Here is a 26798-nt window from a genome sequence, read left to right on the forward strand (position 1 = left end):
CTTGTTCACGCTGGCATCGCGGCCGCCGCCGGAGGAGGGGAGAACCGGCCTCTCCGTACGGGACGTTCGGCCCCGTGCCGAGTCCGCGCGGTCCCGCGACGGTGGAAGCAGGTGGAAGGGGCGGAGCGAACGGAGGTCGAGCCCCCGCGCCGCGAGACGCCGTGCGGCGTGACAACGAACCCTTGGACAAGGGAGGTCGACGACGATGGACAACCAGGAACCCCGCGTGCTCATCGCCTACGGGTCGAAGTACGGCTCGACCAGGGAGATCGCCGTGCACATCGGCGAGGTCCTGAACAAGGCCGGCTGCGCCACCACGGTGTGCCCCGCGGGGGAGTCGGCCACGGACCTGTCCGCCTACGACGCCGTCGTGCTCGGCGGCGGGCTGTACGCGGGGCGCTGGCACCGCGACGCCGTCAGGCTGGCCCACCGCGCCCGCCGTTCGCTGCGCACACGCCCGGTGTGGCTGTTCAGCAGCGGCCCGCTCGACCCCTCGGCGTCCGAGCGCGAGATCCCACCGGTCCGCGGCGTGCGCCGCATCGCCGACCGCCTCGACGCGGAGGGGCACATCACCTTCGGCGGCCGTCTCGACGAGTCCGCGCGGGGCCGGATGGCCCACATGATCGTCAAGTCCGGCAAGGGCGGTGACTTCCGCGACTTCGGGCAGATCACGGGGTGGGCGCAGACGATCGCCCGGGAGGTGGCGGCACGCACGGGCACGCCCCAGGGGACGTGACGGGACGCTGCCCGACACCGACCCGACACCGGCCCGGAACCGGTGAGCCGACGAGCTACCCGGAGCGCAGTCCCGCCGCGTGATCGGGCACGTACGTCTGCAGGTCCCGTGGCGGGCGCCGGTAGCCCGAGGAGGGCGGGCGCGCCGGAAGGTCGAGCCGGGGCGGCGGGACGTCACGGTAGGGCAGCGTCGACAGCAGGTGCGCGATCATGTTGAGGCGTGCGCTGCGCTTGTCGTCGCTCTCGACGATGTACCAGGGTGCCTCCGCGATGTCGGTGTGCACCAGCATCTCGTCCTTCGCTCGCGAGTACGCCTCCCAGCGCGTGATCGACTCCAGGTCCATCGCGGACAGCTTCCAGCGCCGGGTGGGATCGTCCAGGCGCCGCCGGAACCGCTGCTCCTGCACCGCGTCGCTCACCGAGAACCAGTACTTGCGCAGCAGCACGCCGTCCTCCACCAGGAGCCGCTCGAAGAGCGGGCACTGGTGCAGGAAGCGCCGGTGCTCGGCCGGGGTGCAGAAGCCCATCACATGCTCCACCCCGGCCCGGTTGTACCAGCTCCGGTCGAACAGGACGATCTCCCCGGCGGCGGGCAGGTGCTCCACGTAGCGCTGGAAGTACCACTGCGAGCGCTCACGCTCCGTCGGCGCGGGCAGCGCGACGATCCGCGCGACCCGGGGATTGAGATGCTCGGCGACCCGCTTGATGGTGCCGCCCTTGCCCGCCGCGTCCCGCCCTTCGAAGACCACGACCAGGCGGGCGGCCTCGGCGCGCACCCACTCCTGGAGCTTCACCAGCTCCGTCTGCAAGCGGTACAACTCCCGCTCGTACGCAGCCCTGTTCACCCTCTGCACCATGGGTCCCCTCTCGTCGGCGGACCTCGCCCCCGGGGCCGGGGCGGCGGTACAGGGGCGGGCTCAGGGGGTGTTCCCAGGTTCGACCCTGGCGACACGGCGCCCGGCGTGCTGCCAGCGTGTGAGCCCAGGCCCTGGTTGGGGGTCTGGCAGGAGACGTCGGCTCAAGGCCGAGAGGGGCTGATGACCATGCAGCCGTACGAAATCAACGGCTTCGGCGGGGGCGATCCGTACGAGGAGCGGACCCCGTATGAGGAGGACACCCCGTACGAGGAGCGGGCCTTCCGCGCGGAGCGGCATCCGGGCGGGGAGGCGTATGAGGAGGGTGGCTCGTACGGGGAGGAGGAAGAGGAATTCGGCGCGGAGGGGCGGCACGGCCACGAGGAGGAGGTCCCCGAGTCGCTGGAGAGCCCCTTCAGCGAGGAAGAGGAGGCCGAGCTCGCCACCGAGCTGATGGGGGTCGTCTCGGAGGAGGAGCTCGAGCAGTTTCTGGGGAACTGGCTGAGGGCCGCCGCCAAGAAGGCCGGCGGAGTGCTGCGTTCGTCGGTCGGCCGGCAGCTCGGCGGCATGCTCAAGAACGTGGCCAAGAGGGCGCTGCCCACCCTGGGCGGTGCTCTGGGCAACGCGATCGTCCCGGGGGTCGGCGGCCAGATCGGCTCCAAGCTCGGCTCCTGGGCGAGCAGTCTCTTCGAGCTGGAGGCCGCGGGGGCCGACCCCGAGGAGTACGAGTTCGAGGCCGCCCGGCGCTTCGTGCGGTTCTCGGGCGCCGCTGCCGCCAACGCCGCACACGGCTCGCGCAGGGCCGCACCCCAGGTCCTCGCGCGTCAGGCGGTGCACTCGGCGGCGCGCAGGTACGCGCCCGGCGTGGCCCGCCGCTTTCCCGTCTTCGCCCGTCCGGCGCCCTGGTACTGGCCCGCGCCCGTGCCGGTCTGTGCCGACGCCTCGATGTCGCGGTCGGGAGGCGACATCGAGGACGGCAGCGCCCGGGCGGGGGCGGGGAGTTCGGGGGAAGAGGAGGAGCGGGTCTGGGGACGGGCCGAGGCGGGGTCGGCCGCGGGCGGGAGCGGCGGTGTCCGCGCTCCTGGGCATGCGGGCGGGCGTGCCACGTCGGGGCGTTGGGTGCGCCACGGCCGCAAGATCGTCATTCTGGGGGTCTGACCGTCATGGAGGTGCGGTCGGCGGCCGCCGCGCTGCTCGAGGGCGAGGCCCGTGCCCTGCTGACCCGGCTGGCCCGGGTCAAGCCGTTCGCGCTGCACGAGACCATGGTGCCCGCCGCCGCGCTGACCCCCGCCGCACAGACGGCCATCGAGCGCCATCTGGCGGCGGGGCGGGAGCGGCTGCGCGAGCAGGTCGTGCGCTATCTCGACTGGCTCGCCGGGCCCGGCAGCGAACGTCCGCCCGAGGTGATGCAGCGTCACTTCTCGGTGCTGCGCTGGCAGTTCAATGCCGTGCTCGCGCACTTCGACCTCTTCCAGGAGGCCGTCACCCAGCGCAGCGAGCGGTCGGTGGGGGTGTGGCTGTCCGGCCTGGACGTGGCGGCGCGCGACGCCCTCGTCACCCCGGGCACCCCGCTGGCCGAACCGTCGCCCGTGGTCTGCTACTTGGCGCGGGGGCCCGGCGGGGCCATCCGCCGGGTGCACACCCGGCTGCCGGGCGGCGGCCGCAGCCCCGTGTCGCTGATCCGGATACCCCGGGAACGCATGGTCGGCTACGGCATCGGCTCCTCCCTGACCCACGAGGTGGGCCACCTGGCCGCCGCCACACTCGGCCTCGTGGGCTCGCTGCGCCCCGTCCTGTACGAGGCCGAGCACCGCGCCCGCACCACGGCGCAGCAGACCGCCTTCCGCTACTGGGGGCAGACGCTCTCCGAGGTCCTTGCGGACCTGTACGCCGTGGGGAAGCTGGGCATCGGCGGCACGCTCGGCCTGATGGCGGTGGTGAGCCTGCCCAGCAGGCTGGTGTTCACCCCGGTCGCGGGCGATCCGCACCCCTTTCCCTACATCCGCGTGCGGTTGAGCTGTGCGATGGGCGAGGCCCTGTACCCGCACCCGCAGTGGCGGGAGCTGAGCCGCCTGTGGGCGCAGCTCTACCCGCCGCGACGGGCCCCGCGGGAGCTGCGGGACCTCATCGCCGCCCTGGAGCAGTCCATGCCCAGGTTCGTGTCCCTGCTCGCCGGGCACCGGCCGCACGCGCTGCGCGGCGCACGGCTGGCCGAGCTGATGCCGCGCACCGTGCGCGCGCCGGGCATCCTGCTGGCCCGCCACCGGGCCTGGTCCCGGCGGCCCGACCTGATGCACGGGGCGGCGCCCACCCTCGTCCTAGCGGTCCTGGGGCAGGCCAGGGCCGCCGCGCTCATCACCCCGGAGCAGGAGAGCCGGCTCCTGGGCGGGCTGCTCACCCACTGGGCGCTGACCGGCACCCTCGACACCGCCTCGCGGTGCGCCGCCCCGCGTGCTCCGGCACCGACATCCACGTACACGACAGCCCGATCCATGACCCACGAGAGCCGTTGAGGAGGCCGTCATGGCCACGATCGAAGTACGGCCCCAGCTGATCCAACAGGGCGGCCGCGTCTCCCTGTTCGGCACGCCGCGGCCGCTCGGCGCCGTCGAGGCGACCACGGCGCCCGCCACCGTCGCCGCCGTCCAGGCCGACTGGGAGGTCGTGGGGTTCGGGCCGATCCCCTCGGATCACCAGGACCCCACCCGCGCCTTCTGGGACGTGCCGGAGGACCAGCGGCCCGGCTCCTACACCGCGCGGGTGACGTTCCGCACCGCCGGGTCGCAGCCCGACGTGGGCGCCGCGGACATCACCGTGACCGTCCGGCCCATCGCCGCCGGGGACAGCATCAACGTCCAGCTGCGCAGGGCCGGTTCGGACCCCACGGACGACCAGGCCCTGTGGACGGCGATCCGGCGCAGCACCGACCGGATCTCGTTCAACGAGTACGCCGACTTCATCGACCCCATCATGTGCGGCGGCCCGCTGCCCGGCGCCCGCGATCCGCGCAAGCCGCCGGGCCTCCGCGCCCTGCCCTTCCCCGGAGTGGACGCGTACCGCCTGCTCAAGGTCGCCACCGAGGTGTTCCTGATCGTGCGCTGCGGGGTCCTGGTGTCCAAGGACGACCTGGCCGGACCGTTCGAGGGCGTCGACCTGGAGGAGGAGCGGCGGCGGTACGGGGAGGCGACCGACGGCGACGCGTTCGCGCGGGCCATCCAGGAGCGGTGGCGCCGCTACATCTCCTCCGCGACGCCCGGCGACCGGCGCCCGGACGAGCAGGACCTCGCCCTGCTGCCGTATCTCGGCGTGATCCGGCTCAAGCTCGGCGAACTCGCCATCACCGACGCCGACAAGTTCGGCGTCGAGTGCTTCGGGATCCTGCGCGACAAGCTCACCTTCCCCTGCTTCCTCGAACTGATCTGGTCGTACTGGCACGAGGAAGGGATGCTGGTCAACTCCGCCGAGGCGATCGCCCGCCGCTTCCAGAACCTGCACGGCCCCGGCGACCACGACCCGCTCACCCACGTCGACATCGACCCGCTGCGCGCCCTCAACCAGGTGATGTGGGGCTACGTGCAGGACGAGCAGAACCGGCTGTCGGCGCTGCGGCGCGCCTACGAGTACGACCACCAGTACGGCGTCACCCAACTCGCCGCCGGACAGGCGCCGTTGCGGCCGGTGGACAGCCGCCCGCGGTTCCTGGAGGCGTTCCACACACTGCTCAGCCTCACCTCGGTGTTCTTCCGTGAGGACGACGACACCACCGTCATCGCGGACGGCTTCCCGGTGCTCAACGCCCTCAAGGACGTCCACCTGCTGCTCACCGAGGGACAGCACAACCAGTACGGCGATCTGCCGTGGACCGCCCGGCAGGAAATGCTGATGGAGGAGTGGATCCTGGCGCGCCCGGAGATGCGGGAGTTCCTTCCCGGCCGCACGATGGTCGCCTACCCGGAGCGCTGGATGGACCGCGTCGACACCATGAAGCGGCTGCAGGGGTGGACCCCGGACACCGTCATCCACTTCCGCGATCTGGGGCGCTTCGGCGAGCAGCTGCTGCTGTCGATCCGCTTCGGGAACTGGAACTCCGTCAACGACCGCACCCAGGCGGCGAACTGGGCCCGCTACTGGCGCTCCGAGATCCAGGGCTACCTCCACTCCTACCGCTCGGTGACCGGGGTCGACCTGAGCATCGAACGCACGGACACGCAGATCGACGCCACCATGCCCGCCGTCCACCTGCGCCGCCGCCTGGCCGAGCAGCAGGGGCGCCACGGCGTCACCCGAGGACCCGAGCGGCAGGCCGTCGCCCCCGGCGCCGAACACCGGGCCATCGCACCGGCCGACCCCGTCGCCCACCGGCACGGGCGCCCCGCCGCATGGGGCGAACCCGCTCCGCGCCTGCCCGCCGCACGGGCCCCGCGCCCGCTGCCCGAACAGCCCCGCGACGGACGCCGGGCCCAGCTGCCGCCCGGCCGCCGCGCCCGGCCGGAAGGGGAGTGAGAGCCATGCCCGGCATCACCGTGAGCGAACCGGCGCCCGGTGCGGGCCGCCGCGCGACACGGCTGTGGACCACGACCGCGCCCAACCGCGGGTACGCCCGCGCGCTGGGGTGGGGGCGCCATCTGCCCGTGATCGAACGGACGTTGAACCCGCACCGCCGCTCGGCGTGGGACTGGAACGCCCTCGGCGACGAGGTCATGAAGTGGCAGGCGGCGCACGGCGTACGGGCCGACGGCGTCCTGGGCCCGGCCACCTGGTCGCTGCTCAGGGTCGCGGCGGGCGTGGCCAAGGACCCGGCGATCTCCTACCAACTCCCCGAGTACGGACCGGGCTTCCGCGCCACCGCCCGGCCCGAACACCGCTGGGGCAGGGCCGAGACCGCCCGCGCCCTGCTGGCCGTCGCGGCGCTCTGGCGACGGCGCCACCCCCGCGGCCCCGTGCTCGACATCACCTGCATCGGCCCGCGCGGGGGCGGGCCGATCTCCGGACGCCGCGCGCACCGGCTCGGCCTGGACGTGGACATCCGGCCCCCGCGCCCCGCGGGCCGTGCGGGGGGCGCCGGTCGTCCGGGAGCCGTGGACCGGCGGGCCCCCGGACACGACAGGGCGCTGACGCAGGAACTGGTCGACCTGCTGCGCGGCAACGGCATCCTGCGCGTGCACCTCATCGTCTTCGACGACCCCGAAGTGCGCGGCGTCCGGCCGCGACCGGGCCACGGCGCGCATCTGCACGTGCGGTTCGCCCCGCCGGAGCCGCCCGAGGACGAGACGGCGGTGCTGCGGGCGGGCGAGAGCGAGGCCGCGCGGCCACCGCGCCTCGGCACGCTCACCGTGGTGGGAGCCGGAGTGGGGACGGGGTCCGCCGCCCCGCCCTACCGCTTCACGGCCGAGGACCTGGAGTGGACCGCCCGGTTCGTCATCGGCGAGGCGGGCGGCCGCGACGACGCCGACAGCCATGCGGTCATCTGGGCGATGCTCAACCGGTACGCGCTGCTGACCCGCCCCTACTACCGCACCTTCCACGCCTTCCTGCGGGCCTACTCGACGCCGCTGCAACCGGTGCTCAAGAGCTGGGGCGCGAGCAGGCGGAACATGAACCGGCCCGACTACGTGCGCACCGGAGGCACCTTCGGCCCGCCCGCGCCGCCGGGCATCCCCCGGGGCCAGCGCCGCGTCCATCTCGACCTCCAGCGCCGCCCCTGGCCCCAACTGTCCGCCTCCGCACGTTCGGTGGCCACACGCGCGCTCACCGGTGCCCTCGCCAACCCGATCGGCAACGCCACCGAGTTCGGCTCCACGTACGTCTACTTCCACGACGCGCACCACCGGTATCCCGACGCGGCGCAGTGGCGCCGCTTCACCGAGGAGTATGCGGCGCGGATGAGGTGGCGGTGGATCGGCCCCGTGCCGGGCCTGGACCAGACGAAGAACACCTTCTTCGTGCAGCGCAGGCTCGCCGCCCTGCCCGCCGGCGCGGTGCGGGTCCTGCCGCCCTGAGCCGTGCCGCCGCGTCTCGCACGCCCGTCGGGAGGGGACATGCGCGTGCTCATCGAACTGCACCACCGTGGGGACGAGGCATACGGCCGGGTCCGCGTCGAAGGCGCGGCCCGGCCGGTCCCGTTCAGCAGCTGGCTGGACCTGCTGCGCCTCCTGGAGCGCCCTGCGCCGCCCCCGCTGCCGTCGCCCGCAGGGGAGGCACTCGGCGAGAGAGGCGACCCGGGGCCCACGGACTGAACGCCACCGGTCCCGCCTCCGTATGGAACGGCAGCGAGGAAGCGCACGGACGACCATCACGGGGGATGTCGCCATGCCGGACAAGCCGCAGCGGAGCGCACCACCGACCGACGACACGGACCCGCTGTTCTGCGGCCGCGAGCACCAGCTGCAAGCCCTGCGGGAACGCCTGCGCGCGGCGCGCGGCGGCCGCGCGCAACTGGTCGTCGTCGAGGGTCCCCCGGGCATCGGCAAGACGGCGCTGATCCGCCGCTTCCTGCGCACGGCGGAGTCCGTACGCCTGTCGGAGGCCAGCGGCGAGGAGAGCGAGACGACCCTCGCCTACGGCGTCCTCACCCAACTCCTGCCCGCACCCGCGGCAGGTGCGGGCCCGTCTCCGCAGGAGCAGCCCTGGCGGGCGGGCGCCCGGCTCCTCACCTTGCTGGAGGAGATCCCCGACGGCGCCGCCGCCGTGGTCGTCGTGGACGACGCGCACTGGGCGGATCTGCCCTCCCTGCAGGCCCTCACGTTCGCGCTGCGCCGACTGCGCAGCCGTCGGGTGCTCACCCTGCTGGCCGTGCAGCACCCCGCCGACACCCATCTCCCCGACGGATTACGGCGGTTGGCCACGGACGACCAGACCCTGCACCTCACGCTCGCCGGGCTGAGCGACGAGCAGACCGCGGCGCTGAGCGCCCGGCTCCTGCCCGCCCGCCTGCCCGGGCACGCCGCCGCCCGGCTGCGCGCCCACACCGAGGGCAACCCCCTCCACATCAGAGCGCTGCTGCGCCAGGTCCCGCCGGAGCTGTTGGCCGCCGTCGACGCGCCGCTGCCCGCGCCCCGCTCCTACGGCCTGCTCGTCCTGGGGCGCCTGGCGCACTGCGCGCACCCGACGCAGGACCTCGTCGCGGCGGCCAGTGTGCTCGGCCCGCGCAGCCCGCTCCACAAGGCGGCACGTCTGGCCGGCCTCGACCACCCGATGGCGGCCGTCGAACAGGCCGTCAAACAGGAGCTGTTGGAGGAGCACCTGACGGCCGGGCCGCCCGAACTGGTCTTCGCGCACCCACTGATCCGGGCCGCCGTCTACCACCACCTGGGCCCGGCGCGACGTGCCGCCCTGCATGCCGGAGCGGCACTGATCACCGACGACCTGTTCCGCCGGACGTGGCATCGCATGCTGGCCGCCCGCGACCCCGACTCCGCGCTCGTCGCCGACCTCTCGGCCGACGCCCGCAGGCAGGCCCAGGCCGGCTCCTGGTCCAGCGGGGCGTCCCTGGCGGGCCACGCCTCCCGTCTCGCCACGACCGCCCGGGAGCGGGAGCGGCTCACCGTCGAGGCGGCCGACGCACTGCTGAATGACGGCCGGGTGGAGGAGGCCGCCGAACTGGTCCACACCCTGCCGGCCGGCCCCCACTCCGCCGCCCAGCGCTATGCCCAGGGGCACCTGGCCTTCGTCCAGGGCGAGACCGCCACGGCCCAGGTGCTGCTTGACGACGCCTGGCGGCGCTGCGACAGCGCCACCGACCCGGACCTGGCACGACGCATCGCGGAACGGCTGACCTATGTGTGCCTCACCCAGGGGCGGGCCGAGGACGCGGTGCTGTGGGCCGACCGGGCCGACGGCCTGCCGCCCGCGCCGTTCAGCTGCGGGATGCCGCGCTTCGCCCAGCTGGCCGCGCTGGGGATGACCGGCGCCGCCGAGCGGGGCGGCGCGCTCGCCGCCCGGCTGCCCGAACCGGTCCTCGTGCCGGCCGGGGACATCGACCTGCTGCTCGGGCGGAGCGCGCTGCGGCTGCGCGCGGACGACCTCGACGGCAGCCGCGCGGACCTGCGGGCGGCGGCCCGGATCTGCCGGGGCGGCCCCGCACCCCAGCGGACCGTGACGGCCCTGCTGCTCGGCGAGGCCGAACTCCGGCTCGGACACTGGGACGAGGCGATGAGCCAGTTCGAGTCGGCCGCCTCGGTGGCCACCGAAGCGGGCCTGGCCTGGCTGGAGCCGATGGCCTACGCGGACGCCGCGCTGGTGCCGGCCCTGCGCGGCGAGACGGAGGCGGCGGCCGCCCGCATCCGATCGGCCCGCGACAGCATCGGACACGGCCACAGCGCATCGGCCCTGGCGCACGTGGCCCGGGCCCAGGCCCATCTCGCCGTGGCCCGGGGCGAGCTGGACCAGGCGGTGGAGGCGCTGCGCCCCCTGCTCGCCCTGCGGGGCGCCACGGCCGTGCCGCCCTGGCGCCACCTCCTGGCGGAGGCGCTGATCGGGCTCGGCGACCACGAGCGCGCCGACGCGCTCCTCGACGACTTGGAGGACCCCTCGGCCCACCAGGGCAGGCGCTCCGCACGGGCCGCCGCGGGCCGGCTGCGCGGCTGCCTGCTGGCCGCCCGCCAGCGGCCCCAGGAAGCCGAGGCCGTGTTCCGTGCCGCACTCGACCACGCGCAGGCGGTCCCCGACCCGTTCGCGCGGGCCCAAGTCCAGCTCGACTTCGGGGCGTTCCTGCGCCGCACCGGCAAACGCGCCGCCGCGACCGAGCACCTGCTGCCCGCGCTCGACGTCCTCACCGACCTGGCGGCGGCCCCCTACACCGCCCGCTGCGAGCGTGAACTCGCCTCCTGCGGGCGCTCCGCACAGCTTCCCGCCGACCTCACCCCGCAGGAACTCACCGTCGCCCAGCTGGCCAGCACCGGCCTGATGAACCGCCAGATCGCCCGCAGACTGGCCCTCAGCGTCAAGACCGTCGAGTTCCACCTCAGCCACGCCTACACCAAGCTGGGCATCGCTTCCCGGATGGACCTCGCGAAGACGCTGCCCACTCCGGGCGTGGCCTCGGAACCCTGATGCGGTGAGGCGCTCACTTCACGCCAACTTCCTCTGTTCCAGGGAAGGTTGGTTGGCGGCGTACCGCAACGGGGTATGCCTGTGGCACCACCACAACGCCGCCCTGGACCCCGGTGGTCTCGGCACACGCCACAGACACCCGCATGTGACCGTGATGTGGGTGGCGTCCGCCCACCCGGGAGATCTGCTTCCTTCGCCCTCTTCGCTGTCGCGGCACCCTCCACCATCCGGCCCCAGGCACCACGCAGCGCCGCAAGAGGGAAGCCATGACCGAGGAAGAAGTGACCGCGTTCGGGGTCCGGGCCCGGCGAGTCCGCGGCGATCAGGAAACACTGGTGGTCGAGGTGCGGGGCGAACTCGACATCCTCGCCGCCACCCGGCTGTCGCCCCAGCTCGAACACCTCGCCCAGGAGCCGTACCCCCGCCTGGTCCTCGACCTGCGCCCGGTGTCCTTCGTGGACTGCAGCGGCCTGTCGCTGCTGATGCGCGTACGCCACCACGTGGCGGCCCGCGACGGCGAACTCACCCTCGTCATCGACCGGCCGTTCTTCCGCCGCATCCTGCGCCTGGCCGGCCTGTCGGGCGTGTTCGTGATCAGGGGCAGCGTCAGCGACGCACTGGGACGGCCCGGGGGAGGGCGAGCGGGCACCGGCGCCGACGCGGCAGGCGATGCCGACACCGCCTGCGAGGCGAGCTCCGCGTAAGGCGAGCTCCGCGTGCGGCGTTGCGCGACCGGGCCGCCGCTCCCCGCGTCAGCGCACGACCTTGATCCCGAAAGGCGTCCCGAAGCCCAGCGCGAAGCCGATCGCGCTGTGCATCCCCGCGTACATCTCCATGCCGCGCGAGCCGACGATGCCGCCGAGGTCGAGGACGTCGCTCCAGCCGTACGCCGTCAGCAGCTCAGTGACGGCCTTCTTGGCGTCGGCGTCCTCGCCCGCCACGAACATGGTGTGGTCCCCGCCGCCGACCGCCCGCGGGTCGACGACGGTCTCCTGCTCCTGCGTGACGAAGGACTTGACGACCCGCACGCCGGGCAGGGAGCGCTGGATCTGCTCCCCGAGGCTGTCGCTGTCGCAGGGGTCGAGCTTCGGCATGACGCCCCAGGGCGTGGGCCAGGGGTGCTCGAGCTCGGGGTTGTAGACGTAGGGGACCGCGTAGTCGATCAGGACCTTGCCGCTCAGGGCGTCGGCGATGCCGGTCAGGGCCGCCACCGCGTTGTGGCCGTCGATGCCGTTGATGACGACCTGGTCGGCGGCCGCGGCGGCCTCACCGAAGGGGAGCAGGGTGACGCCGGGGCGGTCGGCGAGCCACTCCTTGTACGGGGCGTTGCCCATCATGTCCGGCTCGGTGCGGGCCAGCGTGGCGTCGACGTCGCGGGTGCCGACGAAGACCTCGTGGCCGAGCTCGGCCAGCTTGGCTGCGTGGGCTCGGCCACCGCCGCCGGTGCCGAGGACGGCGATCTTCGTGCGCTTGGTGGGGGTCATGGCTGCCTCCTGGGGGTTGGGGGACGGGGGATGTTTCAATTAGTACACACGTACTGAAGTGATGTCTAGATTTCGCCGCAAAACGGGCACGCGTAACCATCCTCCCTGGCTTCCGCTATATTGATGATTGATACATCTGTTCAGGATGCAGGTGTCGCAGTGAGCGTCGAAGCAGTCGACGCAGTCGGAGTGGACGTCGAAGTGAATCCGGAAGGGACGTGGCCATGACCGACGAGCGCGGCGCCAAGCGACGCCGGTACGCCCCGGAGCAGCGCGTCGAGGAGGTCACCGCGGCAGCGGAGCGGATCATCGCCGCACGCGGCATCGAAGGGCTGACCCACCGCGCGGTGGCCGAGGAGGCCGGCGTCCCGCTCGGGGCGACCACGTACCACTTCGCGAGCAAGGACGACCTGATCCAGGCCGCGCTCCGCCGCTCCGTCGACCGCTACGGCGCCTACCTGGACGACTGGGTCGCCCAGCGCCCGCACCTCACGCCCGAGCAGCTCACCGTGCTCCTCGCCGATTCCCTCATAGGCGGATACGCCGCCTCGCGCGGCCAGCAGATCACCGAGGCCGAGCTGTACGTGGCCGCGATGCGCCGCCCGGAACTGCGCCCGCTCGCCGACCAGTACATCGAGCTGGGCGTCAACGCCCTGTGCCGGTACGTCGATCCGCTCACCGCCCGGGCCGCCGTGATGGCCGCCAACGGGCTGTCCCTGCGCGCCGTCGCCGCGAGCGAACCCCCGAGCCGCGCCGAGGTGGAAGGCATCCTGCGCCGCATCCTGACCCCCAACCCCGCCCTGCCGGACACCCTCCATCACTGAGGCCCGACCATGAGTGCTCCCGCCCGGCTCGCCGACCCCCACGCCGCCGTACGAAAGGGGGCCTGCTGCGGCAGTTGGAGCTGTCGGGGGCGGAGGGGGAGCGGTGGCTGGAGAAGGTGTCGCGCGACGTCCTGGCGCTGCTGGCGGAGCGGGCTGCGACCACCGCCGAACTGGCCGCCGCCGTACCGGGGTTGGAGCGGCAGCTCGTGCTCTCGCCGGGCAAGCCCTATGAGTCGCGTCGCACCGTGGCGGCCGACGTGCTGTGCGTGCTGGCGGCCGAAGGGCGCGTCGTGCGCGGGGCGGCGCGAAGTGGTCCGGCACTGGCTCGCCGCGTTCGGGCCCGGCACCCTCGCGGACCTGAAGTGGTGGACGGGCTGGACGCTCACCGACACCCGTAAGGCCGTGGCGGGCTCGTGCCCGCGCTCTTCGACCGGATGGGCAACATCGGTCCGACCGTGTGGTGGGAGGGCCGCATCGTCGGCGGCTGGGCACAGCGCAAGGACGGCACCCTGGCCTGGCGGCTGCTGACGGACGCGGGCCGGGAGGCGCGTTCCGCCGTCGAGGCCGAGGCCGACCGGCTCACCGCCTTCCTCGGCGGCCGCCGCTTCACGCCCGCCTACCGCACGCCGCTGGAGCGTGAACTCGCCGCCTGAGGAAGGGGCTTACGGAAGAAGGGGCCCATCGATGCAATCGCGACCGGACAACGCGCCCGCGGAGCGCTGGCACGGACGCCGGAGACCCCCTGGCTGAAGCGGCGCGAGGGGCCTGCTCCGAGGTCCGGCATGATGGGCGGGTCGCCGGACAAGGGGCGGCTCGCACCGTCGGAGGGTTGCATGACGAAAGCCGACTTCACGCCCAGGTACTACCAAATCGAGCAGGCCCTGCGTCTCCGTATCGCGGGGCTGCGCCCGCACGATCTGCTGCCGTCGGACGCGGAGTTGTGCGCCGAGTTCAAGGTGAGCCGGATGACCGCGCGGTCGGCCGTGCAGCGGCTCGTCGCGGCGGGCCTTGTCTACCGGGTCTCCGGGCGGGGCACCTTCGTCGCCGAGTCGCTGCCGCACCGGCGCACCGAGAGCCTCGTGCGCTTCAGTGAGCAGATGCGGCGGCAAGGGCGCGAACCCTCGTCCAAGGTGCTCACGGCGGCGCTGCGCCCCGCCACGGACAGCGAGGCGAACCGGCTGTTCCTGCTCCCGCCCGTCGACGTCGTCGAGATCAGCCGCATACGCCTGGCCGACGGCGTCCCGACGGCCCGCGAGAGCGCGGTGTTCCCGCCGGACCTGACCTCGCTGCTCGAGGCCGACATCGCGAACCACTCCATGCACGAGGCCCTCAACGACCTCGGCAAGATCCCCACCCGCGGCCACTCGTCGATCAAGGCCGATGTGGCCGGCGCGGAGGAGGCCGACCTGCTGGCCGTGCCGCCCGGCACGGCGCTCCTCGTCGAACTGCGGCTCATCCTCGACCAGTACGACCAGCCGCTGGAACTCGCCGAGTCCCGCTATGTCAGCAGCCGGTACGCACTGGACGTGTCGTTCGACGTCGAGGCGCTCGGCCCTACGCAGTGACCAGGGCGGCGGCCCACTCGTGCACCGCGGGCTCGGTCAGCGAGTCCAGGTGCCAGGCGCCGCCCGTGTCCCCGACCCCGTCCGGCAGCGACGGGACGAAGACCGGCGAGAGCCCTGCCGCCTGGGCCGAGGCGAGGCCCGTGTGCGAGTCCTCGAACGCCACCGAGCGATCGGGCACCGCCCCCACGGCGGCGCACGCGGCCAGATAGATGTCGGGCGCGGGCTTGGGCTCGGCCACGTCGTCGACGGACACCGTCACCGGCAGCAGCTCCGCAAGCCCGGTGGACTCCAAGGTCAGCCGCAGCAGCGGGCGGGGGCTGTTGCTTGCCACCGCGACGGGCACCCGCGCGGCACAGGCGCGGACCAGGTCCACGGCCCCCGGCAGCGTCGCCACCCCCTGCTCCACCTCCTGCTGCACCCGCCCGAGGAGCGCGCCGGTCAGGGCCGCTTCGTCCCCCGGGCGCCCGAAGTGCCGCGCGAGGATGACGCCCAGGGCCGTCGGCGTCCGGCCGATGAGCATCTTCTTCTCGTCCAGGCCGAAGGCGAGCCCGTGCTGTTCGAAGAGCGCCTTCTCGGCGCGCGTCCAGCACGATTCGGTGTCGACCAGGAGGCCGTCGCAGTCGAAGACGACGGCGTCGACTTTCGTCGCCACGGGGTGGGGGGTGGGCACGACGGACACGGTGACTCCTTGGACGTGGGTTCCTTGGACGCGGGTGGGGCAGGGGGGGGTGCGCGGCGCCTCGCCGGCGCCCCCGGTGCACGGCTCAGTGCACGGTGACGTCGCTGATCTGCGGCCCCTCCTCGCTGCGCGGCTGCTGCGGCCGCGACTGCGGCTGCGTGAAGATCCAGTCCCGGGCGGTGGACCGGACGGTGGACCGGGACCCCTTCGGCTGGGCGGGGTCGGGGCGAGGGGCGGCCGGGGGCGGAGTCTGCAGCGCCTTCCGTACGTGGGCCGTCCACCGGTCGAGGACCGCCTGCGCCTCGGTGTGGTCGGCGCCCTCCGCCCAGAGGTGGGTGACCGGTTCGGCCGGGTCGGGCACGACCATGACCCAGCGGGTCTCGCTCTCCACGATCCGCACGCCCTCCGTGACGGAGGTGTCCCGGGTGCCGTCGGCCGCGGGCAGCGCCTCCGCCAGGGTGCGCATGAGAGAGCCCTTCGCCTGCCAGGGCGTGGGCACGGTGTGGTGCAGCACGTGGGGGCGGGGCGCACGGTCGACGACCGCGCTCAGCGGCTCCCGCGAGCGCGCAAGGAGGCCGGCCAGGTGCACCAGCGCGGCGAGGGCGTCGAAGGTGGGGGAGACGGCGGGCAGCACGAACCCGCCGCGCCCGTCGGCGGCCCACCGCACGCTCTCCTCCCGCGCGCTGCGGCTGAGGGCGTACGCCGAGTCGGTGGTCCGGCGCACCTCGGTGCCGCGGGCGGCGGCCAGGCGCTCGGCGCCGCGCGAGTAGGTCGCCGGAAGCGCGATGAGCCCGCCGGGCTCCGCCGCGGTGAGGAGGTCGAGGAAGACCAGCGGCAGCCGGTCCTCGGCGACGGGGCGTCCCAACTCGTCGATGACGTCGAGGCGTTCGCCCGCCGCGTCGATCCGTACGCCGAAGTCGGCCCCGGCCGCGGTCACCATGTCCCGCAGGGCGTTCCAGCCGAGGTCGTGCCCCCTGCCCTCGGCGCTGCCTGCGCCACCCGCGGCGCCGTCATCCTCCGCGCCGCCCTCATCCTCCGCGCCACCCGAACGCGCCTCCTGCTGACCGGAGTTGAGGACCAGCGACTCGATGCCCACGGAGCCGAGCAGCCCCGGCAGCAGCGCCGCCACGCTGTCGTGCGCCGCGTCCACCACGACCTTCAGCCCGGCCCCGGCGACACCCGCGGTGTCCACACCCGCCAGCAGCGTGCTCACGTAGGCGTCGGTGACCCCGCCGGGGCTGTGCAGGCTGCCGACGGCGTGCGGGTCGGAGCGGTACTCCTGGCGTGCGTAGACGCGGTCGAGCGCGCGCCGGGCCGCCGGGGACAGCTCGCATCCGTGCTCGTCCAGGAACAGCACGCGGACCCGGTCCGGCGCCCCCTGTACGGCGTGGACCACCACGCCGCCGGAGCTGTGCCGGGACGTCTGTTGGCGGGCCACGGGCAGCGGGACGTTCTCGATGTCGAGGACGTCGACCGCGTTGCACTGCAGGGTCGCCGTGAACGCGCGGGCCAGCGCCCGGGCGCCGGGGGAGCTGTCGCGGGCAACCGTGACGCGGGCGCCTTGGGGCAGGGTCGCGGCATACGTGCCGGCGAGCCGGACCATCAGGTCGGCGGTCATCTCGACGTTGAGGACGCCCGCGATGCCGTCGGCGCCGAAGAGGCTGGCCTGCTGGCGCGAGCCCCAGATCAGCGAGGAGTTGACGGCGGACCTCGGCTCGATGACCTTCTCCGGGTAGACGCGGACGCCGCCCCCGACGACGGCCTGTTCGCCGACCGTGCAGCCCGCTCCGACGACCGCGCCCTCGGCGATCTGGGCTCCGCCGAGCACCCGGGTCCGCTCTCCCACCACACAGCCGCGCAGCCGGGCGGACGGGCCGAGGTAGACCCCGCCGTGCACGATCGCCCGCTCGGTGACCGCCCGCGCCGCCACCACGGTGCCGGGGCCGATGACGGAGTGCGCGCCGACGACGGCGCCCGCCTCGACGCTCGCGTTCTCGCCGATGTAGCACGGCGCCCGGAGCTCCGCGTCCGGGTGGACCTGGGCCGTCGGGTGCACCCGGATCCCCGGCGCCCGCTCGAATCCGCCGAGGTCGAGGCGGACCCTGCCGTCGAGGAGGTCCTCGTGCGCCGTGACGTAGCTGTCGTGGGTGCCCACGTCCTCCCAGTAGCCCTCGGCCACGTAGCCGTACACGGGCCGTCCCTCGGCGAGCAGGCGGGGGAAGACGTCCTTGGCCCAGTCGGCCGGGCCGTCCGTGGGGACGTAGTCGAAGATCTCGGGTTCCATCACGTAGATGCCGGTGTTGACGGTGTCGGTGAAGACCTGGCCCCAGGTCGGCTTCTCCAGGAAGCGCTCGACGCGGCCGTCGTCGTCGACCACCGTGATGCCGAACTCCAGCGGATCGGGCACCCGCGTCAGACAGACGGTGGCCAGGGCGCCCTTGGCGCGGTGGAACGCGATGAGCTCGCTCAGGTCGATGTCGGTGAGCGCGTCGCCGGAGATGACGACGAAGGCGTCGTCGTGCAGTTCGGCCCGGGCGTTCAGGACGCTGCCCGCCGTGCCGAGCGGGGTCGTCTCGTGCGCGTACTGCAGGCGCATGCCGAGGTCGTCGCCGTCGCCGAACCGCGTGGTGATCAGATGGGCGAGGAACTGCACAGTGATCACTGTGTCGTCGAGCCCGTGCCGGGCCAGCAGCCGCAGCACGTGCTCCATGATCGGGCGCCCCGCCATCGGCAGGAGGGGCTTGGGAAGGTCACAGGTCATGGGGCGAAGGCGGGAGCCCTCACCGCCCGCCATCACAACAGCTTTCATCGCAGCAGCAGCCTTTCTCACATCAGCCAAAGAAGGTCGGTCACTTCGCCGGGGGAGTCCCCATGACCTTCAGGGCCGCGTCGATGACCTGGGCGATAAGGAGGGACTGTTCGATGGGGACGACATAGGAGGTCCTGCCGGAAAGAGCGCGGTCGATGTTCTCGACCATCAACTGGTACGGATCGGTGGCGGGGTAGGGCGAGACGTCCACGGGGCCGTTCGCCCGCGCGAGTTCCAGCTCGCACGGCTTGGCGCCCGCGGTGTAGGCGGGGTCGGACAGACGCACGGTCCCCTCGCTGCCCCGGAGGGTGAACTCCTCCTTGAGGTCGCCGAGCAGGGAGCAGGCGATGTCGGCGGTGCCCCCGCCGGGAAACCCGAGCGTCATGGCGATGGCGGAGTCCGCGGACGTCGCCGACCAGCGCTGGTGCTGGACCCGGCGCACCTGCGGGACCTGCCAGTCGAAGGCGGCGAGCGCCAGGGAGACCGCGTAGAAGCCCACGTCGTAGAGCGCGCCGCCGCCCAGTGCGTGCTCGCGGCGGTAGTTGCCGGCGTCGGGGGCGATGCCGTGGAAGTCGGCCGCGACGTGTTCGACCGTGCCGACCTCACGCGTCTCCAGGAGCGCCTCCATGTCCCGGGTGCGCGGATGCCAGCGGTTCCAGGCCGCCTCGACCAGCATCCGGTCCGCCTTGTGCGCCGCCTGGATCATGGAGTCGACCTCGGTGGCGGAGAGCCCCAGCGGCTTCTCGCACAGCACGTGCTTGCCCGCGGCCAGCGCCTCCTCCACCCACAGCCGATGGGCGGAGTTGTGCAGGGCCACGTACACGATGTCGACGTCCGGGTCGGCCAGCAGATCCGGATAACTCTCGTACGTCTTCGCCGGTTTGAGCAGGCGGGCCCGCCGCTCGTCGCGCGCGGCGACCGCGTGCAGCGTCGCGCCCTGCGCGGCGTGCACCGCCGGGCCCAGACTCGACTGGGCGATCGAACCGGCCCCGAGAAATCCCCAGTTGGCCATGTCAGTCCTCCAAAGAGAGTTGCTTGCCGTCGACTCCGAGCAGCGGTACGCCTTCGGCGGCCAGGAGATCGAGAACGAGGGAGCTCCACCCGAAGGACTCGGCTCCGTGCCCGTCCGCGTCGTGGGGTCCGTAGCACTCCCGCAGTCCCGCGTGCGCCGCGCATTCGGCGCTGCGCAGGGCGAGTTCACGCGCCTGGTCCGCGTAGCCGCGCTTGCGCAGCCCGCCGTGCAGATACCAGTTCAGATTCATCCAGCTCGACCCGCGGAAGATCGCCTCGGTGGCGAAGACGGCGTCGAAGGCGGGCTCCGTCGCGGCCACGCTGGAGACCGGGTAGCGGTGCCAGAACTCCCGCTCATTGAGCAGGTGTTCCTCGATGATCCGCTTGGCGATGTCGTCCGGAACGAAGTCGTTGATGATCGGGAACAGACAGCTCGCGGTGAGCGACCGCACCCGCTCCCCGGCCACCAGGTCGAGGTCGAAGAAGGCTCCGGCCTCCTCGTCCCAGCAGTGCTCGACGAGCGCGTGGCAGACGTCCTCGGAGCGGCGCAGCAGACCGGCCGACGCCTCGGCGGGCAGCCCCGCGTGCTGCGCGAGGCGGGCCAGTGCGGCCAGTCCGTCGGCGTAGATGGAGTTGACGAGGACGTCGTTCCACACGAACGTCCGCGCCTGGCGCAGCGGGCTCTCCGGATGCCGCCCGCCCGCATAGCCGTCGATCAGTGCGCGCATGGCACCGTGCCAGGCCGCCGCGACACCGTCCGGTGACACACCGTCAATTCCGAGTGCCCGGTCGTACTTGGGGCTCATGTCCAGACCCGACTCGTCGGGCTGGTAGATCTCCAGGAGACCCGTCGACGGGCTGGTGCGGTGCTCGTGCAGCCAGGTGAAGAAGCGCAGGGCGGGCGGCAGGACCTCGCGGAGCCAGACGTCGTCGCCCGTGGCCTCGTAGACCCGCTCGACGGCCCGCGCGAGCACCGGGGGAGCGATGGTGACCGAGCGCCACTCCTCCCACACGTCGATACGGAACTCCCGCGTCGCCTGCGGGCGCAGGTCGTCCTGCCACAGCATCATGTGGGGCAGGAATCCCGTGGTGGTGACGGCCGACACCAGTGAGGAGAGCTCCCGCTGGGCGCGCACCGGATCCAGGTGGGTGAGGGCGATCGCGTGGTAACTGCTGTCCCAGGCCCACTGGAAGGGATAGGTCGCGGGCGAAGGACAGGTGTAGTAGTACGGGCGTCCCGCACCGGCGGAGAATCCGCTGCGGTGGTTGGCCCGGAGCGTGGCGGCCGCCTCCTGCGCGGCCAGCCTCGCGGTCATCACATTCATTCGGTCAAGACTCCATGGAGGGGGCGGGCTGCGCCCGCGAGGGCTCGGCGACGGCCTGTTCGGTCCGCGCGAACCTGGTCACGGCGAGAAGGACGGCGGCGGCCACGATGAGCACCGCGGCGACCGTGAACGCGCGCTCCACGCCCACACGGTCGGACAGCGCGCCCAGCAGGAACGGCGCCACCATGATCGCCGCGGACACCATGAGCTGGACCCGGGCCGTGGCCCGCGCCGCGTGGTCGGGTGCCGTGGCGACGGCCATGGACAGGGTCAGCGGGAAGAGGTTCGCCACGCCGAGTCCGGCGAAGAAGAGCGAAGGGAGGGCGAGGGAGGGGGAGTTGGCCGCCCACAAGACCGTGAAGCTCACCGCGGTCAGCGCCAGCGCGAACCCGGTAAGGGCGGACGCCCCGCCCTGACGGCCCGACAGCCTGCTCCCGGCCAGACGCCCCACGAGCGTGCCGCCGTAGAAGAGGCTCAGGGCGGTGCCCGCCGCGCCCGACGACATGCCGACTCCGGTGGTCAGGTGCGGCGATCCGTACAGCACCAGGCAGAACTCCAGTCCCACCACGACACTGCACAGAACGCCCGCCAGCCAGAACCGCCCTGGCAGCCGCGCGGTGTGGTCCTTCCGTGGTGCGGCGGCGTCCCCCGGGGCACCGGCGGGGACTTCCGTGCGTCCGGACAGGAACGGCTCGCGCCGGAACACCCCGTACACCACGAGGAACGCGGCCAGCGGGACGAACAGCGTCGTCTGCCAGTCCGCGCCCAGCATCTCCATCGCGCCGATGGCCAGCGGGGCGGCGAGCGCCGCGGCACTGGCCGCGGCGTTCGCCTCCACCAACGCCCGCTCGCGCAGCGGCCCGTGGTGCTCGGCCAGGACCGACAGCGTCACCGTCTGCAGCAGCGCGCCGCTGACCCCCATGAGGGCCGCGGCCGCGAGCGTGACCGCGACCACGGGGCCGACCGCCATGAGCACGGCCCCCAGCGCCACCGCGCTGATGGACAGCCAGAAGGCCGAGCGGTAGCCGATCCGCCGCCGGACGCGCTCGAACGCCACGTTGACCAGCACGCCGCCCGCGGCGAAGACCGTGGAGTGCGTGCTCATCATCGCGTACGAGAAGTCCAGGTCCTCGCGCAGCAGCGGCAGGAGCGGGCCCTGCAGGTACAGGGCGAAGGCGTAGACGGCCAGACCCGCATAGGCCATGCGGGTCACCGGCCCCCGGCGGAAGTCCGCGACCTCGGAGGTCAAGCGGGGACCCCGATCTCGTCCACGCCGGCCTCGCGCTCCAGGTAGTCGAGGAGCACGCTCTCGCTGAGCATCGACGTCTTCATCGAGGCGCCGTTGCCGTAGTCGGTGAAGCCCTGGCGCACGCCCGCCTCGTCACCGAGGCCCACGCGGGTGGTGACCAGGGGACGCGCGTCCACGAGGCCCGTCTCGATCAACCGCAGGGCCACGGAGGCCACATGGGCCGACCGCGTCATGGGGAACTCGCGGACGTCGAAGGGGGTGGAGCGCAGGCGCAGCCCCTTGGCGAGGATCATCCAGGTGTTGAAGCGCTGCGGCGTCATCGAGGCGCCGTACAGGACGTACGTGCCGCCCGGCCGCAGCAGGCCCATCGCCAGCTCGCGGATGTCCTTGCCGCCGTGCTCGGGGGCGTCGATGTGCGGCAGGGCGTCGAAGACGTAGTCCGCGTACTGGTCGTGGTGCTCGTGCACGAAGGTGTCGAGCTCCTCGGCCTGGCTCTCCGCGTTGAACGCCCGTGCGGCGCCGTGCTGTTGGGCCAGGCGCATGCGCTGGTCGTTGCGGTCGATGACGGTGACCGAGCCCGCGCCCAGGTGGCGGTCGAGCACCTGTACGGCCAGCAGGGCGCTGGGTCCGGCGCCGAGGACCACGCAGTGGTCGCCGGGCTTGGGCGGGTTCATCAGCAGCGAGCGCAGCACCGAGGTGAGCGGCTCGACGATCGTCGCCAGGTCGGAGGGGATCGAGTCAGGGAGGATGACCGCGGCGGCCTGGTTGGCGTCGTAGAAGTTCCGCTCGGTGTAGAAGTTCGTCTCCATGCCGAGCTGGCCCGGGAAGAGCGGCCGCAGGGCGCGGTACTCGGCCATCCCGCCGAAGTCGGTCTGTCCCCAGTAACCGATGCGCTGACCGGGCTCCACGAGCCCCTTCAGGCGCGAGCCGACCTCGAGCACCCGGCCGACGTACTCGTGTCCCGGAATGATCGGCCAGGCGTCCGGAAACAGATGTCCCCTGAAGTACGAGACGTCGGTGGAGCATATGGAGACGGCTTCGGTCTCCAACAGCACCTCATCCGACTGGCATTTCAGGTCGGGCACCTGTGAGCGAACGATCTCACCGGGTGCCGTCATGAGGTACGCGTACACACTCTCTCCAAGGAACACAACAGGTGGTAACAGCAGGCGTGCTGACGCGGCATCAAGTCACGGCAGGCAGGCGCCTGGTGGCGCTGCCCCCCTACTCGATGCCAGCCGGCTGGGTCGTAAGTGATCTTCGACGCGACGACACTTTGGCAGATGTTCGGCTGTCTAGCCAGCGGCAACAAAACGGGCATAAATCAACGTTCTAGGGCGAAAGATCGGCCCACACTTCCAAGATCAAAGTGAGTCCAGTCACAGACTTGAGTGCTTTCCGCTACCCTGCGTGACCATCCCTGGAATGCGTGACGGACCGCCTCAACGGCGCTGCGGACGGCGGGAGTCCGCGGACACCCCTGGCGCGCCTGCTCCCCGCGGCACCCCCGGCCCTCTCCTCCCGCGCCCAGGAGCCTCGCGTGCGCCTCCCGCCTCCTGAGCCCCCGTCACGAAGGGTTCCCCTCCGAGCGCCCGCTGCGCCGCTCGTCTCGCACGGCACTCGCCACTGACGCCCCTTTACTGGTAACCGCCGGTACGTCTTGGGCGCGGCACGCGTCGAGCAGAGCGGCGAGCCGGCGCACGGGTGCCGAAGGCCGGACGGCCAGGAACATCTGCGCGGTCGGTACCGGAGGGGTGAAGGGCCGGAAGGCCGTACGGGGCGTGGGGACGGTCTCGGCCTTGGAGGCGTAGAACACCGTCCAGCTCGGCCGGCCCGTGCCGATGGAGGCGAGGGTGTCCTGGTCGGTGGAGAAGGCGGAGAAGGCCGGCCCCATGACCGGCTCGAACCCCGCTTCCCGACAGGCCCCGACGATCAGGTCGACCAGATGGGGATTCGCCTCGCGCGGAGCGATGCGCAGCGGAAGGCCGGCCAGGTCGGCGAGCGCCACGCGGTCGGCGGCCGCCAGGGGATGGCTCGCGGGCAGGGCCGCGACCAGCGGATCGCGCCAGACGGGAAGCAGGTCCAGGCCGGGGCTGCGCGCAAGGCCCCGGATGAAGGCGGCGTCGAGCTCCCCGTCCCGCACCTTCTGCAACCGGTCGGCGGCCGGGACGCCGACCAGCTCCACGGCGAGCTGCGGCGCGCGCTCGGCCAGGTCGTCCAGGAGCCGGTCGAGCCGCACGCCCAGCCCGACGTTCGTCCCGATGCGCAACACGGCCTCCTCCTCGGACCGCAGGGCCGCCATCGCGGCGAGCCCCGCGCGCTCGGCCTCCACCAGAGCGCGTGCGTGCGGCAGGAAGACCTCGCCCGCAGGCGTCAGCCGGACGCTGCGGGTGGTGCGCTCGAACAGGTCGAGCCCCACCTCCCGCTCCAGGCGCCGGATCTGCTGGCTGACCGTCGGCTGCACGATCCGCAGCCGCTCGGCGGCCCGCCCGAAGTGCAACTCCTCGGCGACGGCGAGGAAGTAGTGCGCTTGCCGCAGCTCCACGAAGGCATCTCCCCGGCGACCTGGGCGACTCATGGCCGTGATTGATCACGGTTCTTGATGAGTGTAAGAGCGAAGTGCTCATTGGTGGCGGGTGGTTGGCGCGGTGAACTGTCCCCAGGTCACAGCAGTGATCACGAAAGCCGCAGCCACCGCGACCACGTGAAGGGGACAGCCGGACATGCCGTACGCGCAGCTCGACGGAACCGACATCTACTACGAGGACCAGGGGGCCGACACCGGCCAGGCGCTGCTCTTCCTGCACGGCTGGGGCACCAGCGGCCGCGTGTGGGAGGCGCAGGTGGCGGATCTGGGCCGGGACCACCGTGTGGTCACGATGGACTGGCGCGGCTGCGGCCGCTCGGCACACCCGGCCGAGGGCAACACGACCGCGGGCAACACCGCCGACATCCTCGCCCTCATCGACATGCTCGGCCTCAACCGCCCCGTCCTGGTGGGCAGTTCGATGGGCGCGACCTTCGCCCTGGAGGCCGCGCTCGCGGCGCCGCAACGGGTCCTGGCAGTGGTGTCGGTCGACGGCCCCGGCCACTGGGCGCGCGAGGGCATGACCGAGGTGATCCGCGGCCTGCTCGACGGGTTCGCGTCGGACCGCGCGGCGACCGTCGCGGAGTGGGTGCCCACGTGGTTCGGGCCCGCTGCCGAGCGGGAGACGGTCGACGCGACGATCGAGCAGGTGCTCGCCTCGGGCACGGCCATCGACGACCTGTTCCGCGAGATCATCGGCGACACCCCGCCGCGCGACCTGTGCGAGACCCTCCCGCACCTCGCCGTCCCCGCGCTCTTCGTGCACGGGCCGCTCGACGCGATCCCCGTCGCGGTCTCCCGCACCCTGGCCGCGCTCGCCCCCCAGGGCGAACTCCAGGTCATCGAGGGCGCCGGACACATGCCGCACCAGGAACTCCCGGCGGAGTTCAACGCGGTGCTGCGCGCGGCGGTCGGGCGGATGGCGTCGGCGGGGGTTTGAGGGGGTGCGGGGGGCGGCCGGGAAAGCCGCTCAGCCTTCCCCGGGAAGGCCCGACTCGGCGCGACCGGCGTCGATCAGGTCGCCGAGCAGACGGGCGTGCTGCCCCGGCTGCGGGAGGCCGCCACCCAGGTGACGGCCCTGTCCGGCGACGGCTCCACCCTGGCCACGGCGGGTGCCCGCACCCTCGCCGAGGAGCCGGCCGCCACGCCCGCCGACCGGCACACGGCCTTCGCCCGCTACGAGGCCGCGCACCGCACCCTGGTCGACCCCCGGCAGGGCGATGTCACGACGGCCGCCGCGCTCATGGTCCCCGCGACCCGCGCCGGAGTCGCCGTCCGCAACGCCGCCTCCTGGCTCTGGCCCGCCGTCGCGGCCGGTTCCTGGATGCGCAACCGGATCACCCCGTCCCGCACCACCGCAACCGTCTGAGACGTCCTACGGCTGCGGGAGGTCCCTGACGAACACGAGCCCGTCACTGGCCGCCAACTGGGCCGGATCGAACGGGGCGTAGCCGAACCAGGGGGACACGCGGGGCACGGGCGGCGTGTCCGTGAGGGCCGCGGCCAGGTGCCGGGCGTCGAGGACGCAGCGCTCGTCGTCCGGGAGCGCGTACAGGAGTCCTTCGAGGGTGTCCGGCGGCGGGGTGTCCACGCCCTGGTGCCGGATCGTGCCGAGGGCCGTCGGCACGAAGGCGTACGCCCCGGCGCCGAGCCGGGAACTCACCAGCGCGCCGGCGCTCCACCACTCCACCCGTCCCTGCCACATCCGCATCGAGCTCTTGTCCCGCTGGAGATGGGAGTTGTGCGCGTGCACGAGGGCCGGGCCCCGGTCGGCGAGGGCGAGGAGGTTGTGGGCCATCATCAGGTCCCGCAGCGCGCACAGCCGCGCCATGCGCGACGGTGATGTGTCGGCCATCGCGTGGTGGTAGCGCAGCAGGCCGGTTGCGGTGCGCCCGTACAGGCGTGCCCGGTCCCGGTCATCACGTGAGGCCGCCGTGACGAGGTGTGGTGTCTGCATGTCGAGCAGTGCGCCCAAGTCGTCGGCCAGCACCCGGAGTTGGGCCGCCTCGGACGACTGCCCCGCCGACTGGGACGGGTCCATCATCGCGTCGGGGTTCGTCCAGCGGTCGTCGCTGCCCAGCAAGCGGTCGAGCGTTTCCGCGGTGCAGGGGATCAGCTCGGCCTCCATGTGGGCCGCGAGGTAGGCGTGGAGGGCGGTGAGGGACTGGCGGGGGCTCGCCGCCGCGGTGATCTCCAGCGGTCCGTCGAACCCGGCGAAGCGCAGCCGCTCGGAGGCGGGCCGACCCTCCTAGTCGGAGCGGATGTTGAAGGCGCGCATCCAGCGCACGAGTTCGCGATTGGCCGCCGAGGCGCCCCAGCCGTGGCTGAACCCGTGCTCCATGACCTCGTCGAGCGAGCCCGTGCCCGAGGTGACGTAGGCGTCGACGGCAAGGCCCTTCACGCAGTCGCTCTCGATCGTGATCGTCCGGTAGCCCTCCTGCTCGACGAGCTGCCGGAAGAGGCCGTTGCGCAGTTCGAGCAGGGCGTCCTCGCCGTGCGTGGGCTCGCCCAGGGCGAGCAGCCGGGGCCGGGCCCGCAGCAGCCCCATGACGGCGGCGGCCTCGACGGGGTGGGCGTCGGTGTCCTTGATGTCGGTAGCCATGCCTTCAACGGTATCGTTGAACA

Annotated in this window: 22 protein-coding genes and 2 pseudogenes; 14 read left to right on the forward strand and 10 right to left on the reverse strand. The window is 72.9% G+C overall.

The window, feature by feature from the left end:
* Positions 1-205 precede the first annotated feature (205 nt).
* The gene (locus ACQB60_RS19935; RefSeq protein WP_496927359.1) at positions 206-736 is read left to right on the forward strand and encodes a flavodoxin domain-containing protein; all 531 of its coding nucleotides are present in this window, start codon (positions 206-208) and stop codon (positions 734-736) included.
* A 55-nt stretch (positions 737-791) separates the two neighbouring features.
* Here the strand turns inward: ACQB60_RS19935 and ppk2 are convergent, their stop codons facing one another.
* Entirely contained in the window at positions 792-1592 is an 801-nt protein-coding gene (gene ppk2, locus ACQB60_RS19940; RefSeq protein WP_496927360.1) for a polyphosphate kinase 2, read from the reverse strand.
* A gap of 186 nt (positions 1593-1778) precedes the next feature.
* Here ppk2 and ACQB60_RS19945 point away from each other — a divergent pair, with 186 nt between their 5' ends.
* From ACQB60_RS19945 to ACQB60_RS19975, 7 genes are all read left to right on the forward strand, one after another.
* Positions 1779-2747 (forward strand): hypothetical protein, encoded by a 969-nt coding sequence (locus tag ACQB60_RS19945; protein WP_496927361.1) that lies wholly within the window; start codon positions 1779-1781, stop codon positions 2745-2747.
* 5 nt (positions 2748-2752) lie between these two features.
* A complete protein-coding gene (locus ACQB60_RS19950) occupies positions 2753-4102 on the forward strand; it encodes a hypothetical protein (RefSeq protein ID WP_496927362.1) in 1350 nt (449 codons plus the stop codon).
* A 10-nt stretch (positions 4103-4112) separates the two neighbouring features.
* Entirely contained in the window at positions 4113-6092 is a 1980-nt protein-coding gene (locus ACQB60_RS19955; RefSeq protein ID WP_496927363.1) for a hypothetical protein, read from the forward strand.
* 5 nt (positions 6093-6097) lie between these two features.
* A complete protein-coding gene (locus ACQB60_RS19960) occupies positions 6098-7588 on the forward strand; it encodes a peptidoglycan-binding domain-containing protein (RefSeq protein ID WP_496927364.1) in 1491 nt (496 codons plus the stop codon).
* Positions 7589-7627: 39 nt separating this feature from the next.
* Positions 7628-7825, forward strand: coding sequence for a hypothetical protein (locus ACQB60_RS19965; protein WP_496927365.1), 198 nt, complete (start codon positions 7628-7630; stop codon positions 7823-7825).
* 73 nt (positions 7826-7898) lie between these two features.
* The gene (locus ACQB60_RS19970; protein WP_496927366.1) at positions 7899-10640 is read left to right on the forward strand and encodes an AAA family ATPase; all 2742 of its coding nucleotides are present in this window, start codon (positions 7899-7901) and stop codon (positions 10638-10640) included.
* A gap of 266 nt (positions 10641-10906) precedes the next feature.
* Positions 10907-11344: an STAS domain-containing protein gene (locus ACQB60_RS19975; protein WP_496927367.1), complete on the forward strand. Its 438-nt coding sequence runs from the start codon at positions 10907-10909 to the stop codon at positions 11342-11344.
* Positions 11345-11392: 48 nt separating this feature from the next.
* On the opposite strand, the gene ACQB60_RS19980 is transcribed toward ACQB60_RS19975, so the two are convergent.
* Positions 11393-12124, reverse strand: coding sequence for an NADPH-dependent F420 reductase (locus tag ACQB60_RS19980; protein WP_496927368.1), 732 nt, complete (start codon positions 12122-12124; stop codon positions 11393-11395).
* Between the two features lie 224 nt (positions 12125-12348).
* Between ACQB60_RS19980 and ACQB60_RS19985 the strand changes: the two genes are divergently transcribed.
* From ACQB60_RS19985 to ACQB60_RS20000, 4 genes are all read left to right on the forward strand, one after another.
* On the forward strand, positions 12349-12948 hold the full coding sequence (locus ACQB60_RS19985; protein ID WP_496927369.1) for a TetR/AcrR family transcriptional regulator: 600 nt from the start codon (positions 12349-12351) through the stop codon (positions 12946-12948).
* A gap of 228 nt (positions 12949-13176) precedes the next feature.
* Positions 13177-13476: a DNA glycosylase AlkZ-like family protein gene (locus ACQB60_RS19990; protein ID WP_496927370.1), complete on the forward strand. Its 300-nt coding sequence runs from the start codon at positions 13177-13179 to the stop codon at positions 13474-13476.
* Positions 13362-13601: a DNA glycosylase AlkZ-like family protein gene (locus ACQB60_RS19995; RefSeq protein WP_496927371.1), complete on the forward strand. Its 240-nt coding sequence runs from the start codon at positions 13362-13364 to the stop codon at positions 13599-13601. The genes ACQB60_RS19990 and ACQB60_RS19995 overlap by 115 nt, the downstream gene beginning before the upstream one ends.
* 180 nt (positions 13602-13781) lie before the next feature.
* Positions 13782-14513 carry a GntR family transcriptional regulator gene (locus ACQB60_RS20000; protein ID WP_384840992.1) on the forward strand — a complete coding sequence of 244 codons (732 nt, stop codon included), beginning with the start codon at positions 13782-13784 and terminating at the stop codon, positions 14511-14513.
* Here ACQB60_RS20000 and ACQB60_RS20005 read toward each other — a convergent pair.
* The 7 genes and pseudogenes from ACQB60_RS20005 to ACQB60_RS20035 form a co-directional block, all read right to left on the reverse strand.
* The gene (locus tag ACQB60_RS20005; protein ID WP_496927372.1) at positions 14503-15192 is read right to left on the reverse strand and encodes an HAD family hydrolase; all 690 of its coding nucleotides are present in this window, start codon (positions 15190-15192) and stop codon (positions 14503-14505) included. The two genes, ACQB60_RS20000 and ACQB60_RS20005, sit on opposite strands and share 11 nt — an antisense overlap.
* Before the next feature lie 1048 nt (positions 15193-16240).
* Positions 16241-18001, reverse strand: a pseudogene (locus ACQB60_RS20010) (sugar phosphate nucleotidyltransferase); the annotation flags it as partial.
* A 40-nt stretch (positions 18002-18041) separates the two neighbouring features.
* The gene (locus ACQB60_RS20015) at positions 18042-19013 is read right to left on the reverse strand and encodes a Gfo/Idh/MocA family protein (protein WP_496927373.1); all 972 of its coding nucleotides are present in this window, start codon (positions 19011-19013) and stop codon (positions 18042-18044) included.
* A 1-nt stretch (position 19014) separates the two neighbouring features.
* Complete coding sequence (locus ACQB60_RS20020) at positions 19015-20328, reverse strand: amylo-alpha-1,6-glucosidase (protein WP_496927374.1); 1314 nt, start codon at positions 20326-20328, stop codon at positions 19015-19017.
* Positions 20329-20341: 13 nt separating this feature from the next.
* Complete coding sequence (locus tag ACQB60_RS20025) at positions 20342-21586, reverse strand: MFS transporter (protein ID WP_496927375.1); 1245 nt, start codon at positions 21584-21586, stop codon at positions 20342-20344.
* Positions 21583-22704, reverse strand: a complete 1122-nt coding sequence (locus ACQB60_RS20030; RefSeq protein WP_496927376.1) for a zinc-dependent alcohol dehydrogenase — start codon at positions 22702-22704, stop codon at positions 21583-21585. The genes ACQB60_RS20025 and ACQB60_RS20030 overlap by 4 nt, the downstream gene beginning before the upstream one ends.
* A 449-nt stretch (positions 22705-23153) precedes the next feature.
* Complete coding sequence (locus ACQB60_RS20035; protein ID WP_496927377.1) at positions 23154-24131, reverse strand: LysR family transcriptional regulator; 978 nt, start codon at positions 24129-24131, stop codon at positions 23154-23156.
* Between the two features lie 178 nt (positions 24132-24309).
* Between ACQB60_RS20035 and ACQB60_RS20040 the strand changes: the two genes are divergently transcribed.
* Positions 24310-25113 (forward strand): alpha/beta fold hydrolase, encoded by an 804-nt coding sequence (locus ACQB60_RS20040; protein ID WP_496927378.1) that lies wholly within the window; start codon positions 24310-24312, stop codon positions 25111-25113.
* Between the two features lie 96 nt (positions 25114-25209).
* Positions 25210-25542: a hypothetical protein gene (locus ACQB60_RS20045; RefSeq protein WP_496927379.1), complete on the forward strand. Its 333-nt coding sequence runs from the start codon at positions 25210-25212 to the stop codon at positions 25540-25542.
* A gap of 6 nt (positions 25543-25548) precedes the next feature.
* Here the strand turns inward: ACQB60_RS20045 and ACQB60_RS20050 are convergent.
* Positions 25549-26775 (reverse strand): annotated as a pseudogene (locus ACQB60_RS20050) (erythromycin esterase family protein).
* Between the last annotated feature and the right edge of the window lie 23 nt (positions 26776-26798).

The organism is Streptomyces odontotermitis (assembly GCF_050510915.1).
GTDB lineage: Bacteria > Actinomycetota > Actinomycetes > Streptomycetales > Streptomycetaceae > Streptomyces.